This window comes from Amycolatopsis sp. AA4 (assembly GCF_002796545.1).
Lineage (GTDB): Bacteria > Actinomycetota > Actinomycetes > Mycobacteriales > Pseudonocardiaceae > Amycolatopsis.
In genome coordinates, this window is record NZ_CP024894.1 from 2,578,459 (window position 1) to 2,592,939 (window position 14,481).

Annotated in this window: 17 protein-coding genes; 16 read left to right on the plus strand and 1 reads right to left on the minus strand. The window is 70.0% G+C overall.

Annotated features, from left to right (window positions below; all coding sequences use genetic code 11):
* Position 1 precedes the first annotated feature (1 nt).
* From CU254_RS12255 to CU254_RS12300, 10 genes are all read left to right on the plus strand, one after another.
* Positions 2 to 1,120 (plus strand): FAD-dependent monooxygenase, encoded by a 1,119-nt coding sequence (locus tag CU254_RS12255; RefSeq protein ID WP_009076054.1) that lies wholly within the window; start codon positions 2 to 4, stop codon positions 1,118 to 1,120.
* 98 nt (positions 1,121 to 1,218) lie between these two features.
* Positions 1,219 to 1,794: a dihydrofolate reductase family protein gene (locus tag CU254_RS12260; RefSeq protein WP_009076055.1), complete on the plus strand. Its 576-nt coding sequence runs from the start codon at positions 1,219 to 1,221 to the stop codon at positions 1,792 to 1,794.
* A gap of 195 nt (positions 1,795 to 1,989) precedes the next feature.
* Positions 1,990 to 2,484: a hypothetical protein gene (locus CU254_RS12265; RefSeq protein WP_009076057.1), complete on the plus strand. Its 495-nt coding sequence runs from the start codon at positions 1,990 to 1,992 to the stop codon at positions 2,482 to 2,484.
* On the plus strand, positions 2,481 to 3,683 hold the full coding sequence (locus tag CU254_RS44800; RefSeq protein ID WP_009076058.1) for a WXG100 family type VII secretion target: 1,203 nt from the start codon (positions 2,481 to 2,483) through the stop codon (positions 3,681 to 3,683). Before CU254_RS12265 ends, CU254_RS44800 begins: the two co-directional genes overlap by 4 nt.
* A gap of 2 nt (positions 3,684 to 3,685) precedes the next feature.
* Positions 3,686 to 4,507 carry an ESX secretion-associated protein EspG gene (locus CU254_RS12275; protein WP_037717003.1) on the plus strand — a complete coding sequence of 274 codons (822 nt, stop codon included), beginning with the start codon at positions 3,686 to 3,688 and terminating at the stop codon, positions 4,505 to 4,507.
* Between the two features lie 36 nt (positions 4,508 to 4,543).
* Positions 4,544 to 5,326 (plus strand): transglycosylase SLT domain-containing protein, encoded by a 783-nt coding sequence (locus CU254_RS12280; RefSeq protein WP_009076062.1) that lies wholly within the window; start codon positions 4,544 to 4,546, stop codon positions 5,324 to 5,326.
* Positions 5,327 to 5,336: 10 nt separating this feature from the next.
* On the plus strand, positions 5,337 to 6,443 hold the full coding sequence (locus CU254_RS12285; protein ID WP_009076064.1) for a CHAP domain-containing protein: 1,107 nt from the start codon (positions 5,337 to 5,339) through the stop codon (positions 6,441 to 6,443).
* Positions 6,440 to 6,739 (plus strand): YbaB/EbfC family nucleoid-associated protein, encoded by a 300-nt coding sequence (locus tag CU254_RS12290; protein ID WP_009076066.1) that lies wholly within the window; start codon positions 6,440 to 6,442, stop codon positions 6,737 to 6,739. Before CU254_RS12285 ends, CU254_RS12290 begins: the two co-directional genes overlap by 4 nt.
* On the plus strand, positions 6,739 to 7,320 hold the full coding sequence (locus CU254_RS12295; protein ID WP_199785884.1) for a hypothetical protein: 582 nt from the start codon (positions 6,739 to 6,741) through the stop codon (positions 7,318 to 7,320). The genes CU254_RS12290 and CU254_RS12295 overlap by 1 nt, the downstream gene beginning before the upstream one ends.
* 304 nt (positions 7,321 to 7,624) lie before the next feature.
* Positions 7,625 to 7,837, plus strand: a complete 213-nt coding sequence (locus CU254_RS12300; RefSeq protein ID WP_009076071.1) for a hypothetical protein — start codon at positions 7,625 to 7,627, stop codon at positions 7,835 to 7,837.
* 696 nt (positions 7,838 to 8,533) lie between these two features.
* Here the strand turns inward: CU254_RS12300 and CU254_RS12305 are convergent.
* Positions 8,534 to 9,718 (minus strand): amidohydrolase family protein, encoded by a 1,185-nt coding sequence (locus CU254_RS12305; protein WP_009076075.1) that lies wholly within the window; start codon positions 9,716 to 9,718, stop codon positions 8,534 to 8,536.
* 244 nt (positions 9,719 to 9,962) lie between these two features.
* Between CU254_RS12305 and CU254_RS12310 the strand changes: the two genes are divergently transcribed.
* From CU254_RS12310 to CU254_RS12335, 6 genes are read left to right on the plus strand one after another with little or no spacing between them, the layout of a single operon-like run.
* Positions 9,963 to 10,622: a GntR family transcriptional regulator gene (locus CU254_RS12310; RefSeq protein WP_009076076.1), complete on the plus strand. Its 660-nt coding sequence runs from the start codon at positions 9,963 to 9,965 to the stop codon at positions 10,620 to 10,622.
* Entirely contained in the window at positions 10,619 to 11,431 is an 813-nt protein-coding gene (locus CU254_RS12315; protein ID WP_009076080.1) for a carbon-nitrogen family hydrolase, read from the plus strand. Before CU254_RS12310 ends, CU254_RS12315 begins: the two co-directional genes overlap by 4 nt.
* Positions 11,428 to 12,087 carry a DUF2848 family protein gene (locus CU254_RS12320; RefSeq protein ID WP_037713434.1) on the plus strand — a complete coding sequence of 220 codons (660 nt, stop codon included), beginning with the start codon at positions 11,428 to 11,430 and terminating at the stop codon, positions 12,085 to 12,087. Before CU254_RS12315 ends, CU254_RS12320 begins: the two co-directional genes overlap by 4 nt.
* Positions 12,087 to 13,547 (plus strand): 4-hydroxyphenylacetate 3-hydroxylase family protein, encoded by a 1,461-nt coding sequence (locus CU254_RS12325; RefSeq protein WP_009076084.1) that lies wholly within the window; start codon positions 12,087 to 12,089, stop codon positions 13,545 to 13,547. Before CU254_RS12320 ends, CU254_RS12325 begins: the two co-directional genes overlap by 1 nt.
* Entirely contained in the window at positions 13,544 to 13,888 is a 345-nt protein-coding gene (locus CU254_RS12330; protein ID WP_009076086.1) for a cupin domain-containing protein, read from the plus strand. Before CU254_RS12325 ends, CU254_RS12330 begins: the two co-directional genes overlap by 4 nt.
* Positions 13,889 to 13,912: 24 nt before the next feature.
* Positions 13,913 to 14,431 (plus strand): flavin reductase family protein, encoded by a 519-nt coding sequence (locus CU254_RS12335; protein WP_009076088.1) that lies wholly within the window; start codon positions 13,913 to 13,915, stop codon positions 14,429 to 14,431.
* Positions 14,432 to 14,481 lie beyond the last annotated feature (50 nt).

A 14,481-nucleotide genomic window follows, 5' to 3' on the forward strand; every position in this document is an offset into this window, starting at 1 on the left:
TGTGCCGGAAATCGCCATCGTCGGCGGCGGGATCGGCGGCCTCGCCGCCGCGGCCGCCCTGCGGAAGGCCGGGTTCTCGCCGGTCGTGCACGAACAGGCGGCCGGATTCGGCCGCGTCGGCGCGGACATCAACCTGACGCCCAACGCCGTCCGCGCCCTCGACGGCCTCGGCGTCGGCGACGAACTGCGCGAAACCGCGGCGCGGCCGAAGTACCGGATCAGCCGCACCTGGGACACCGGCGAGGAAACCTCGCGCCTGCCGATGGGCGACGAGGCCGAGCGCCGCTACGGTTCGCCGCAGCTCACGATGCACCGCGCGGATCTGCTGGCCGCCCTGGAACGCGCACTGCCCGACGACGTCGTCCACTTGGGACACAAGCTGACCGGACTGTCCACAACGGACTCAGTCTCGCTGGACTTCAGCGGGACCAATGTTTCCGCGGACGTCGTGATCGGCGCCGACGGCATCCACTCCGCTGTCCGCACCGCGTTGTTCGGCGCGGAACACCCGGAGTTCACCGGCGTGGTCGCGTACCGCGCGGTGCTGCCCGCGGGTTCGGTGGACGTGCCGAACCTGGACTGCTTCACCAAGTGGTGGGGTCCCGATCCGGACACGCAGTTGGTGACTTTCCCGCTCAACCGGGGTGCGGACGTGTTCGTCTTCGCCACGACGCGGCAAAGCCAGTGGCGGCACGAATCCTGGACCACCCCCGGGGACGTCGACGAACTCCGCGAGGCGTACCGCGGCTTCCACCCCGAGGCGCGCGCCTTGCTGGACGCGTGCGATTCGGTGCTGCAATCGGCGCTGTACGTCCGCGATCCGCTGCCGACCTGGTCGTCCGGCCCGGTGACGCTACTGGGCGACGCGTGCCATCCGATGATGCCGTTCATGGCGCAAGGCGCGGGAATGGCCATTGAGGACAGCGTGGTGCTGGCGCGGGCGCTGGCGGAGTACCCGAACGTCGAGGTCGCGCTGAAGGCGTACCAGGCGGCCCGGCTGGACCGCACGCGCGAGGTGCAGCTGGCCTCGCGGGGCAACAGCTGGCTCAAGCAGAGCGGGACGAGTTCGGCCGCCGCGGACGCGATCTACGGGTACGACGCCTGGCACACTCCGGTATGACTCAGGTCACACTCAAGATTCCGGGTGGCGTGTCTGATCGGGACGGTGCCGTTCGACGCGTAGGTGAACAGGCACCATCCCGAATCAGGAGCTGAACCATGCGCACCCTCATCGTCACCGAGTTCGTGTCCCTCGACGGCGTCGTCGAAGCCCCCGGCGGCGAGCCCGGTTACCGCAACGCCGGCTGGACGTTCCAGGACATCGAGTTCGACCCCGCCGCGTACGCGCTCAAGGGCGCCGAGCAGGAGGAGGCGACCGCGCTGCTGCTCGGCCGCGTCAGCTACGAGGCGTTCTCGCCGGTGTGGCCGGGCATGACCGAGGAGTTCCCGCGCTACAACGCGATGCCGAAGTACGTCGTGTCGACCACCCTGCGCGACGAGGACCTCGTGCCGAACTGGGGCGAGACGACCATTCTCCGCTCGCTCGACGACGTCGCCGCCCTGAAGGAGACCGAGGGCGGCCCGATCATCGTCAACGGCAGCGCGACGCTGGTCCGGAACCTCGCCGACGCCGGCCTGGTCGACCGGCTGCACCTGCTGGTCTTCCCGGTTCTGCTGGGCGCCGGGAAGCGGCTGTTCAGCGAGACCGACAAGGACAAGCAGCCGCTGAAGCTGATCGAGAGCGAAAGCTACTCGAACGGGATCCAGAAGCAGATCTTCGAGTTCGTCCGCTGATCGTCGCGGGGGCGGTGCTGGCCGAGGTGCGTCGGCGCATCCGGTCAGCCTCCGCCGTCCGGGCGACCCCGCGGAACCGCGACCTCGCCAGCACCGTCTCATCGCCGACTTTCCCGGACCGGGTGCCCGCGGTCCGGCCGGCTGACATACTGGTGCGCGCGTCCGTCGAGGACGCCCGCTGGGAGGTGGACTGGGGTGAGTTCGCACCGGGTTTCGGACTGGGCAGACGTCCGTGCGCTGCACAAGGAACAGGCCAAGGAGACGCACCGGTCCGGGCGGCCGGAAACGGCGGATTCCGTGCGGGGCCCGTCCGGGGCGGGCACCGCCGAGATCGTCGCCGACACCGGCGTCATGGAGCTGGACGCGGCCGAGATCGCGGCAGCCGACGCCGAACTGGAGCAGCGCCAGCAGGAGCTGACCGCCTGCCTCGAGCAGGCCAAGCAGCTCACGCATCCGCTCAAGGACGGCACCAGCCCGGTCGCCGCGCACCTGCGGAAGGCGTTCGGCGTCCGCGGTTCCGCTGACGGCGGCGCGCAAGCGATCCTGCAGCAGTACCTCGACGAGCTGTCGTCCTTGCGCGAGGCGATCCGCCGGGCCGGCGCGGGGCACGTCCAGCAGGAAAGCGACGCCAAGGATTCGCTCGACGCGGTCGGCCGCCGGGCGGACGACGGGGGAGGGACGCCGGCATGAGCCGGACACCGGGCTACGAACGGCTGCCGTACGAGAAGCACCGCAAGCACCGGCTGTGGAGCGAGGACCATCCGCCCACCGCCGCGCAGCGCCGGATCCTGCGGCGCACCAAGCTCGCCCAGCGGGCCAACCTGAAGGACGAGTCCTTCGGCAAGATCAACTGGAACGCCTGGGCGCACACCACGCTCTACGACATGATCATGACCGCGGACCCGGTCGCGATGGGCGCGACCGCGCACCAGTGGGGCAAGCTCGCGTACGACGTCGATTCGGCGACCTCCGCGGTGCACAAGACGGTGCAGAAGCTGCTGCTGTCCTGGCGCGGCGGCGCGGCCGGGAACGCGGCGCAGTCGGCTTCGAAGCTGACGTCCTGGGGCGCGGGCGCGAGCGAGACGATGCGCGCGGTCGGCGACAAGCTCGACCACTACACGAGCGCGGTCGAGACGGCGAAGCACAAGATGCCGGAACCGGTCTTCTACGCGGCGGAGAACCAGTTCCGCGACGGTTACGACCTCAACGCGGCCAGCGGCCCCAGCGGCGCGGTGATGGTCGATCAGCTGCTTGACGACCATCTGCCGGCCAAACGTGCCGCGTCGCAGGCCAAGGCCGAGGCCGTTCGCGTGATGGAAAGCTACGAGACGTCGAGCAAGGGCGTGCACGACAAACTGCCGCACTTCACCGGCGCGCCGAAGACGACGAACATCGATTCCGCGGGCGGCGACGGAAGCGGCGGCCGCGGCGGCGTTGACGGCGGGCGACGGCGTTCGGGCGGTTCGGAGATGGCGGGCAGCGGCGACGCGACCACCGCGTCGTCGGTCGTTCCGGGCGGCGCCGGGGCGTTCGCGGGCGGGCCGTTCGGCGGGACGCCGGGTTCCGCCGGTGCGTTCGGGAGCGGTTCGGTCGGTGCGCTCGGCGGCAACGGAGCTGGCAGCGGCGGTGCGCTTCCTGGCTCGTTGCCGGGTTCGCTGTCCGGCGGGATGCTCGGCGGGGCGACCGGGCCGGGCGGCGCGGCGGCCGGAGCGGCCGGTGCCGCGGCGGGCGCGCGCGGCGGGAGTCCGATGTCCGGCGGTTTCTTCCCGCCGATGGCGGGGCAGCACGGCGAAGGCTCCGAGGACCACCAGAATCGTTACACCAAGGGCAGTTCCTTCGACTTCCTCGAGGACCTGCCGGACGCGTACCCGCCCGTGCTGGGCGAGTGACGGTGGCCAGACACCTTCCCGGAGTCGACGGGATCGCGCTCTCGCACCTGGAATTCGATCTGCTGTGGTCGGAGTTCGACCTCGGTGCCCCGCCGTATCCGCTGGACGTGCCCTCGCACGGGGCCACGATGGACGAACGCGACCGGCTCGGAGCGCAGGTCGCGGAAAGCCTCGCCGCGGCCGGGCTGCTCGACGACGAGGACGAACTGCACCCGCGGCTCGGCCAGGTCTTCGCGGTGCTGGCGCAGCCGGTGTTTTCGGTCGACCTGCTGGTGTTCCGCGATCCGCCGCTGCGCGCGCTGGCCGCGGCGGGGCGCAAACTGGGCGTGCTGGCCGTTCTCGACGCGGGCGAACTCGCGCTGCGGCCGTGCCTGCCGGACGACGTTCCGCAGCTGGCCGCTGGCGTCGTCGGTCCCGCGGAACCCGGGCCGGGCAACGCGGTGCGGTTGCCGCGCGAGGCGTTTTCCGAGGCGATGCAAGCGTTTGCGGACCACGGGCACGGCGCGTTCGAGCGGGTGCTCGGCCGGGCCGGTCTCTCCGGTCGCGACCTGCGCGCGCTCTCGACGCTCGTCGCCACGCCGCGGGTCGCGTATGGACAGTTCGCGGTGAACGGTCCGGGCGGCCGTTCGCCGGTGGTCGCTTGGTACGACACGGAAGCCGGGCGGTACGGCGCGGTCGTGCGGGAGTCCGCGGGCACGAAATGGGTGACGGTCGCGCCCGCGGACCACGCTTGGCTCGCGGACCGGATGCAGGAACTCGGACGCGGGGTGTCGTCCGTTCGGGGGACTCGGGAACCTGAAGCCGAAGGGTTCCGTCTCACTTAGGGCAGCGGCGAAGCGCCCTGCTGAAGGGGGCAGGAAATGAGCAAGTTGTCGGCCGAGGAGATCGCCCAGCACGCGTACCGCGCCGGGTTCCGCGGGCAAGCGCTGACCACGGCGGTCGCGGTGGCGCTGGCGGAATCAGGCGGGAACCCGCGCGCGCACAACGGGACCCCGCCGGACAACTCGTACGGGCTGTGGCAGGTCAACATGCTCGGCTCGCTCGGGCCCGCCCGCCGGCACGAGTTCCGCCTGCGCTCCGACGACGAACTGTTCGACGCGGACGAGAACGCCAAGGCGGCCTGGGCGATTTCGGGGCACGGCAAGAGCTTCCAGCCGTGGTCCACGTACACCAACGGTGCGTATAAGAGCCATCTCGCCGCCGCGCGCAAGGCCGCCGAGGACGTCGCCCGCCACCACGGCAAGGGCGGGCGCCCTCCGCGCAAACCCGAGCACCGGCCGCACCAACCGCACCACGGCAAGGGCGGCAAGGACGGCGGGTTCAAGGCCGATCTCGAGCAGTTCCTCGCCTACGAACGCACCACCGAGCACGTCGCGAACGAACTGGTGTCGGTCGGCCGGAAGACCGTGCACCGGGTCACCGGGATCGCCAAGGACAGTTTCGGGAAGGTCGGCCAGGAAACCGGATTCTCCGACGCGCTGGGGGATTTCAGCCGTTCGCTGGAATCGCAGGTGCGGGCCACCGGTGCGCACGCGCGCACGCTGAGCGCTTCGGTTTTCCGGGCCCGGCAGGCGTACGCGGGCGCGGATTCCGACGCGAGCGCGGCGATCGGCGCACACGACATCAAGGGCATTCTGGGCTGAGGGGGAATCCGTGCTGGACACCGCAGGGGTCGCGACGCTGTTCGCGGACGAGATGAAAACGCACCACGGCAAGCTCCAGGGCAAGGCCGCGGAATCGCTTGCCGCGCAGCAGGCGCTGCAGCAGGCCGCGCACGAGATCACCGCGCAGTACGAGGCGCAGCGCAAGGCCGCGCACGCGCTGCTGAACACCTGGCACAGCAAGGCGAATCCCGCCTTCGAGCACGACACCGACAAGTTCGGCCGCGATCTCAAGGTCACCGCGCAGGCGAGCACGCACGGGGCGAGGGTGGTCAGCGAGGTCACCGACGCGCTCGCCGGGCGGCACCAGGCCACCGGCAAGCTGATCGACGAGTTCGTCGCGAAGGCACGCAAGATCATCGACGCCGGATACGTCCTGGCGCGCAACGGAAGCCCGGCCGCACTGCTGATGGCCATCGGCGACGTGGCCGACCTGGCGGGCAAATACCTGAAGGAATCCGGCGGCCACCTGAAGAACGCCCGCGCGGAAATGGAAGAGGCCGCCCGCAAGCTGCGCGCGCTGCAGAAGGAGCTGAACCACGACGGCGTCGCCGACCCCGGCGGAGCACACCGCACCAAGCCCGGCGACCACCGCAAGCACGAGCAGCACAAAAAACACGAAGCACACAAAAAGCACGAACAGCACCACGGCAAGACGGCGGTCAGCCACAGCAAGAAGGTCGACCAGATCCTCGACCACGCGCGGCACAACCTCGGCTACCACGAGGGCCCGAACAACCGGAACAAATGGGGCCCGACCGGACAGCCGTGGTGCGCGTACTTCGCGACGTCGATGTGGCGTTCGGCCGGGGTGGACATCCCGAAGTACGGCTTCACCGGCGACGTCTACAAGTGGGGCCAGCGCCACCACCTCGCCTACGACCGCGCCGCCCTCGCCCGCAACGCCCGCCCCGGCGACACGATCCTCTTCGGCGACGGTCCGTCGTGGGGGCACAGCCACCACATCGGGATCATCGAAAAGGTCGAGGGCAACAAGATCACCACGATCGAGGGGAACGCGAACGACCAGGTAGAGCGCCTGACGTACACGCTCCCGCGCGACCTGCACAAGTTCTACGGCGGAGTGCACCCGAAGTGACCATCACCGGCACAGCACGCCACAACGGAGTGACCGTGGAAGTCGCCCCCGGCGGTGCCTTGCGCACCCTGGAACTCACCGCAGCTGCCCTCCACGGTGGCGGCCCCCGGTTGGCGGACACAATCCTGCGCGCGGTCCGGGAGGCTGCCGCCCAGGCGAATGAACGCGCCCGCCACGCCCTGAAAGCCGAACTGGGCGTCCTTAGCGGTGCCGAACTGAGCAACCTGGGCCTGGCATCGGAGAAGGACCTGGCAGAGCGCGCCGAAGACACCACCCCGGACACGTGGAGGGTCTGATGGCGGAGCAGGAGAACGTGTCCGGTTGGCGGACGGAGCCAGCCGAAGAGCTAGAGGTTCTGGAATCGCGCGAGCAGCCCGACAATCCCGCTGTTCCCGGCGATCCGGTCGACCCCGCCGATCCCGGCGAGGACGAGCGAGGGATCGACGAACTCATCGAGATCGCCGACGAAATCCCAGACCAGCTGGGCCTGTCGGCAGGACTGGCCGCCATCCGCACCGCGGCCCGCAGCGAGGCCCTGAGCGTCACGGTCGATGTGCACGGCATGCTGGTCCACCTGGACATCGGTGAAACCGCCCTGGAACTGGGCCCGGCCGCCCTGGCCGCGGAGATCTCGCGCCTCAGCGCAGAAGCAAGCACGCAGGCCCTGCACGAGGGCTTGCGCGCCGTCCGCGCCGGATGCGTCCCCGCAGTCACAGCGGCCGTCGAAGACGTCCTGGCGCTGGACGACCCTCCGGAGCCAGCCCTGCCATCCCGCCCGGATGTCCCGCGCGACCCGGAATCCGCACCGGTCTCGCGACGTCGGCCCCAGGTCGACGACCACGAGGAAGGATTCGTGCTCAAGCCGGTCAGAGACTGATCTGCCGCGCGCGACGCTCGCCCGGTGCGTCCGGGCATGTTGGGGGGAGGGCGGCCGTCAGGCGGCCGGGTTGTCGGCTGTTCTCGTGCCGTGTCAGCACGTCGCGCGAGAAGCTTGAACCACCGATGTCCGGTGTTGGGGTGTTCGTCTGTTTGAGCACGCTTGGTGCGTCCAGGCGGGTTGAAGGCGGGCGCGGCCTGAACCTGCGCCAGCATCGCGATCTCCAGGCCCGTCGCGTCACCGCGGCGACCCGGGCCGGTGCGTCCCCGAGCGCCCGGCCGCGCCCGATGCCATCCTGGGAGGCATGACCCACTACGCACTGACCCAGTCCGTGGCGATCGCGACCGACCTCGAGGCCAAGGGATTCCTCGGCACGGTCGGCAAAATCGCCGCCGCCACCATCATTTTCTTCATCGCGATCGGCCTGATCGTCGGGCTCATCCTCGGCTATTTCATCGGCCGCTCGGTCGGCCGGCGCCAGGGCAGCGGAGCTGACCGGGTTAACCCGCCCGCCTGAAACGGGCCAGAACCTCGCGCGCGCCTTCACCGGCACCCGCGCGGGTTCTTGTTTGCCCGGAAATTCACCCAGGCGAGGGGTCGCACCCAGGATCTCGCTCGGCCGTCGGACAGCCCGAGGTCCGGTGGCTCGTGGCCGCCTCGTCGGCCCGCGGGATCCGTTGCGCCACACGTGCCGGAGCGACAGGGTGCCGTCGGTGACCAGCACGAGATCCGCGCGGGGGCCGGGTCCGGCCGTGGTCGGGCGATGCGCGGTGGCGGGCCAGAGGTCGCGGCGGGCAAGGCTTGTGTCGGGGGTGAAGCCCGCCGTCGTCCGGCCCGATCGGGTTACCTGGCCCGGGATCCGTTGCGCCACACGTGCCGGAGCGACAGGGTGCCGTCGGTGACCAGCACGAGATCCGCGCGGGGGCCGGGTCCGGCCGTGGTCGGGTAATGCGCGGTGGCGGGCCAGAGGTCGCGGCTGGCAGGGCTTGTGTCGGGGGTGAAGCCCGCCGTCGTCCGGCCCGATCGGGTTACCTGGCCTGGGATCCGTTGCGCCACACGTGCCGGAGCGACAGGGTGCCGTCGGTGACCAGCACGAGATCCGCGCGGGGGCCGGGTCCGGCCGTGGTCGGGCGATGCGCGGTGGCGGGCCAGAGGTCGCGGCTGGCAGGGCTTGTGTCGGGGGTGAAGCCCGCCGTCGTCCGGCCCGATCGGGTTACCTGGCCTGGGATCCGTTGCGCCACACCTGCCGGATCGAAAGGGTGTCGCCGATGCTGACCGTCGGGTCGCCGGTGACCAGCACGAGATCCGCGCGCAGGCCCGGCTTGATCCGGCCGCGGTCGGGCAACCCGAAGCGGCGCGCCGGGACGGACGTCGCGGCCCGCAAGGCTTCCGTCGGGGTGAAGCCCGCCGTCGTCAGGAGGCGGAGTTCGTCGTGCAGGCTGGCTCCATGGGCCATCCCCGGCGCGCCGAGGTGCGCCGCGTCCGTGCCTGCCAGGATGTCGACTCCGGCATTCTTCAGCGCGGACAACGTTTCGAACGCGTAGCCGAAGTGCTCGCGAGGGCTGGTGGCCATCGCGCCGGACAAGTTCTCCCGCCATTCCTGGGTGAGTCGAGAATGGACGCGCCGGTCTTCGGCGAGTCGGCGGCCGGCGGGCTCGCCGGTGATCGACGCGATCACCGTCAGGGTGGGGATGACGAACGTGCCCGCGGCGGCGATCTTTCCGATCAGCTCCGCGGGGTGCGGCCGATCGAAGAAGAGATGAGTCAGGCCGTCCACCCCAGCGTCGACGACCTGTTCGGCAGTCTCGGCGGTCATCGCGTGCGCTAGCACCATCTTCCCGCGCCGGTGGCTTTCGCGAACCGTCGCGGCGACCAGTTCGGGAGCGAGCCGGGGCAGGGTGTCGCTGCCGAACAGCCGACCGTCCTCCACCAGGACTTTCAGGTAATCAGCCCCCTCGGCGATCCTGGCCTCGACAAAGGCCGCGATGTCCTCCGGACGGGTAGCAGTCGGCCACGGCGGATCGCCTTCGTTCTTGCGCAGCTGATGCGGATGCCCGCCCTCGGGAGTGAGTCCGATCGACGCAGAGCGCACGTCGGCGAAGTCATTCGAGGCGGCGACCTTGCGGCGCAACGGAATCATCTGTTGCGGCATCGAGAGCATGTCGAATTCGGTGGTGACGCCGAACGTCAACGCTTGCCGCAGCGACTCCTCGTCGGTGTGCGTGTGCGCGTCGATGAGGCCGGGCAGCAGGGTCGCCCCGGATCCGTCGACGAGGTCGGCTCCCTCGGGGCGGCCGCCGATGCTGGCGATTTTCCCGTCGGCGACCTCGACGTCCACGATTCCGAGCGAGTTCTCGCCGTCGAAGACGCGGGCGCCGGTGATGACGAAGTGGTTCAACGGAGGGGCTCCTGACCGGTCGTGCGGTGGCGACCCCGGAACCGTAAGCGGCGGTGATCAAGGTGCCAAGAAGGCACTTTTCGGCCAGCTGGTGAGGCTCAGGTGACCAGGTCTCACCCCGAGCGCGAAGGCGAGTTTTCGGGGAGAGCGGGGATCGATCGGCGCGACAAGAGCGGAGCGCACCCGTTCAACCTCGGCAAACGCCTCTTGCCCGCCTGCCATGCGTGATGTATACATCTTGTCCATGAGCAGTGTACGACAGGCTGGGCGGGCCGGGTCCGCGCAGGACGTCACCTATCGGTTCCTCAAGCAGCGCATCGCCGAGCTGCCCCGCGACGGCGGGACGTTCCTCACCGAATCGGAGGTCGCCGAGGCGGCGGGGACGTCCCGGACGCCGGTGCGGGAGGCCCTGCTGCGGCTCGAGGCCGAGGGGTTCCTCGAGATCGTGCCGAAGAAGGGCGCGTTCGTGCCGCCGATCTCCGACGCGGAGGTGCGGGCGGTGATGGAGGCGCGCGAGCTGGTCGAGGACTGGTGCGTCCGCAAGCTCGCCGAGCGCGTCGACGAGGCGTTTCTCGGCGAGCTGGACGACCTCCTCGCGAAGCAGCGCGAGGTGGTGGACGAGCCGGTGCGGTTCATCGAGTTCGACCGCGCCTTCCATCGGGCGATCGTGCGGCGCGCGGGCAATCCGGTGCTGGCCGAGTTCTACGAATCGTTGCGGGAGCGGCAGGTCCGGATGGGGCTGCGCGCGGTCGCGGGCAGCGAGACCCGGGCGGAAACGGTGCTGTCCGAGCACGCGGCGATTGTCGAAGCGCTGCGCGGCGGCGAACCGGCCGCGGCCGGGGAGGCGCTGGCGAAGCATCTCTCCAGCACGATGACGGCGTTGCGGGTCGGGGAGCGGCTGTGAAGGTCGCGTTGGTCCAGCTGGCCAGCCCGCCGGACGAGACCGCCGCGGACCGCCGGGTGCGGGCCGGGCAGTTGGTGGAGTCCGCGCGCGGGGCCGAACTCGTCGTGCTGCCGGAATTGTGGGCGGCCGGGTATTTCTCGTTCGACGCGTATCCGGACGAAGCGGAATCGCTGGACGGGCCGACGGTCGCGGCGGGGCGGGAGTGGGCGCGAAGCCTTGGTGCGTACGTGCATTTGGGCAGCCTGGTCGAGAAAGACGCGGCCGGGCGGTTGTTCAATACCGCGGTGCTGCTCGCGCCGGACGGCACGATCGCGCATACCTATCGCAAGGTGCACGTCTTCGGATACGCCTCGCGCGAGGCGGAATTGCTCACGCCGGGCGAAAAGCTCAGCGTCGCGGAAACGGAACTCGGGCCGATCGGGGCCACGACCTGTTACGACCTCAGGTTTCCCGAATTGTGGCGCGGGCTGGTGGATCGCGGCGCGAAGACGGTCGTGGTCCCGGCCGCTTGGCCCGCGGCGCGGCGCGAGCACTGGCGGATGTTCACCTCGTGCCGTGCGGTGGAAGAGCAGGTCCTGGTGCTCGCGGTCAACGCGGCGGGCGCTCAGCACGGCGGCGTCGAACTGGCGGGCACCAGCCGGATCGTCGATCCGTGGGGAACCGTGCTGGCCGAGGCGGGCGCGGGCGAGGAAGTGCTGCGCTGCGAGGTAGACCAATCCATTGTGGACACGGTGCGGGCGGAATTCCCGGTGCTGGCCGATCGGCGGTGGCCGGTGTCCACAGCAGACTTGACGGGAGCGGGAGTATGAGCACGATTGCCCTGCACGTCGCGGGAACCGGGGAGGAACTGGCGTTCACTCCGGCGCGGCTGGTGGTGGCCGGGTACACCGGGAGCGACGAGGTCGCGGTCGAGGAGCACATCGCCGAACTGGCGGCGATCGGCGTGCCGAGGCCGGAAACGGTGCCCGCGTTTTATCGCCTGGACCCGGAACTGCTGACGACCGAGCCGGTGGTCGGGGTCAGCGCGCCGGGGACGTCCGGCGAGGTCGAGCCGGTGCTGATCCGGCACCAGGGGCGGTATTTCCTGGGCGTCGGGTCCGACCACACCGACCGCGATCTCGAGCGGGACGGGGTGGCACTGTCCAAAGCGGCCTGTCCGAAGCCGCTCGGGGAAGTGGTCGCCGAAATCGGGACCGAAGTGTCCATTCCGGACTGGGACCACGTCGTCGCGGATTCCAGTGTGGACGGATGCCCGTATCAGAAGGGGGAGCTGGCCGCGCTGCGGCATCCGGCGGATCTGCTGGACCGGCTCGGCCCGGTCGAAGGCGATTTCGCGCTGTACTGCGGCACTTTGCCGCTGCTCGGCGGCGAATTCACCTATGGCGCGTACTGGCGCGTCCACCTGGAACTGCCCGGCGGCCCGACCCTGACCCACGCGTACGAAACGAAACAGAGGAGCGAGTGATGCGCAGCGGAGCCGACTATCTGGCCGCACTCAAGGGCCCCCGGCGGATCTACCTCGACGGCGCGCCGGTCGAGGACGTCGCCCACCACCCGGCGTTCGCGCCGATCGCGAAGACCATCGCGGAACTGTTCGACCTCGCGGCCGACCCGGAGTCCGGCATCTCGGTCACCGACCCGGCGACCGGGTCCACGGTGAACCGCCTGTTCACGCCGCCGCGCAGCCGGGAAGACCTGAAGGCGTACCGCGAAGCGGCGACCGCCTGGGCGCGGCACACGCACGGCTGGGTAGGCCGCAGCCCGGACCACGTCGGCGCGTTCGTCGCGGCGTTTTCCGCGCATCCCGAGGCGTTTTCGCAAGGAGAGCGGGACTTTTCCGCCAACATCGCCGCGTACCACAAGCGCGTGCTGGAGGAGAATTTGTACGTCTCCTACGCGATCATCCCGCCGCAGGTCTCGAGGGCGACCACCGCGCACGCCTGGGAAGGCGACCTGATCCAGGCGGGTGTCGCGGAGGAGCGCGAGGACGGCATCGTGATCCGCGGCGCGCAGATGCTCGCGACCGGCGGCGCGGTGGCCGACGAGATCTTCGTTTCCTGCATCAAACCACTCGGGCCGGAGGACGCCGATTTCGCGCTCGGCTTCGCGGTTCCCGTTGACGCAGAAGGACTTAAGCTCTACTGCCGCCGTCCGTACGCCCCTGCCGCCACGAGTGAATACGACTACCCGCTCACCTCGCGTTATGACGAAACCGACGCGCTGGTGGTCTTCGACGACGTCTTCATTCCGTGGGACCGCGTGTTCGTTTACCGCGACGTCGCGGGATTGCGGCGGCAGTTCTTCGACACCGGCGCGCACGTGTTCGGCAACTGGCAGGCGCAGATCCGGTTCATGGTGAAGACGCAGTTCATCGCCGGGCTCGCCCGCAAGGTCGCCGCGGTCAACGGGGTCGACAAATTCCCCGGCGTGGTGGAAAAACTCGGCGAGCTGGCGAGCCTCGCGTCCATTGTGGAATCGGCGGTGCTGGCGGCGGAATACACCGCGGAGCCGGACGAGAACGGCATGTGGCGGCCCGGCTCGCGCGCGGTGTACGGCGCGATGGGCCTGCAGGCCGAGCTGTACCCGCGGCTGCTGGCGATCCTGCGCGACCTGGTCGGCGGCGGGGTCCTGCAGGTGCCCTCCAGCGTCGCGGACCTGACGAACCCGGAGACCCGGGCGGATATCGACAAATACATTTACAGCCCGTCCGCGCCCGCCGAGGAGCGGGTGAAGCTGTTCAAGCTGGCCTGGGACGTCGTCGGCAGCGAGTTCGCCGGACGCCACCACCAGTACGAGATGTTCTACGCCGGCGCGCCGTTCGTGGTGAAGGGCTACGCCTTCCGCAATTACGGCTTCGACGGCGCGCTCAGCGACATCGACGCTTTCCTTTCCAGCTACGACCTCGACGGAGCGATCACCCGATGAGCAAACCGGAACACGAATTCTTCCCGGTGACCGACGTAGCCTTCACGGTGTGCCCGGGCGACGACCCGAAGATCACCGAACGGATTCTCGCCAAGGACCCGGAAAGCGGCGTGGCGACGCGGATCCTGCGGTACGAACCGGGCGCCGATTCGACGCCGATGGGCGTGCAGAAACACGATTTCTGGGAGGAGGTCTACATTCTCGAGGGCTCGTTCACCGACCTCACGCTCGGCCGGACGTTCACCGCGGGGATGTACGCCTGCCGGCCGCCGGGCATGCCGCACGGCCCGTGGCGGACCGACGAGGGGGTCGTCACGTTCGAGGTCCGCTACCCCGCCTGAGCCCCCCTTCGCAAGGAGAACGCCATGATCACTTCCTCGGCCGAGGTCGACCCGATGACGATGCGCCGCACGATGGGGCGTTTCGCCACCGGCGTCGCGGTGGTCACCACCCGGGCGGCGGGGGTGCCGCACGGGATGACCGTCAACTCGCTGACGTCGGTTTCGCTCGACCCGCCGCTGCTGCTCGTGTGCCTGACTATCGGCGCGCGCAGCACCGACGCGGTGGTCGAGGCGGGCCGGTTCGCGGTCAACATCCTGTCCGCGCGGCAGAAACAGCTCGCGCTGCGCTTCGCCCGCCGCGGCGAGGACCACTTCGCCGGGCTGGAGGTGACCGAGGGCAGGCATCAGGTGCCGGTGATCCCGGACGCCTTCGCGCACCTCGAATGCGACGTCGAACGCCATCTGGTCGCCGGTGACCACGTGGTCGTGTTCGGACAGGTGCGCAGCGTGTGCGAGCGCGACGGCGAACCGCTGGCGTTCCACGGGGGAAGGTTCGCGGACCTGGCCGACCGGGCCAACGAGCCCGTGCACTGGTTCTTCTGAGGCAGTTCCCAGGGGGGAGCACGCCTCGGTGGCTGCGCCAACAGCCACCG

Coding starts and splice junctions, on each gene's coding strand:
- CU254_RS12330 (WP_009076086.1), top strand. CDS start 13,544: ATGAGCAAACCGGAACACGAATTCTTCCCGGTGACCGACGTAGCCTTC.
- CU254_RS44800 (WP_009076058.1), top strand. CDS start 2,481: ATGAGCCGGACACCGGGCTACGAACGGCTGCCGTACGAGAAGCACCGC.
- CU254_RS12300 (WP_009076071.1), top strand. CDS start 7,625: ATGACCCACTACGCACTGACCCAGTCCGTGGCGATCGCGACCGACCTC.
- CU254_RS12280 (WP_009076062.1), top strand. CDS start 4,544: ATGAGCAAGTTGTCGGCCGAGGAGATCGCCCAGCACGCGTACCGCGCC.
- CU254_RS12260 (WP_009076055.1), top strand. CDS start 1,219: ATGCGCACCCTCATCGTCACCGAGTTCGTGTCCCTCGACGGCGTCGTC.
- CU254_RS12335 (WP_009076088.1), top strand. CDS start 13,913: ATGATCACTTCCTCGGCCGAGGTCGACCCGATGACGATGCGCCGCACG.
- CU254_RS12325 (WP_009076084.1), top strand. CDS start 12,087: ATGCGCAGCGGAGCCGACTATCTGGCCGCACTCAAGGGCCCCCGGCGG.
- CU254_RS12310 (WP_009076076.1), top strand. CDS start 9,963: ATGAGCAGTGTACGACAGGCTGGGCGGGCCGGGTCCGCGCAGGACGTC.
- CU254_RS12320 (WP_037713434.1), top strand. CDS start 11,428: ATGAGCACGATTGCCCTGCACGTCGCGGGAACCGGGGAGGAACTGGCG.
- CU254_RS12295 (WP_199785884.1), top strand. CDS start 6,739: ATGGCGGAGCAGGAGAACGTGTCCGGTTGGCGGACGGAGCCAGCCGAA.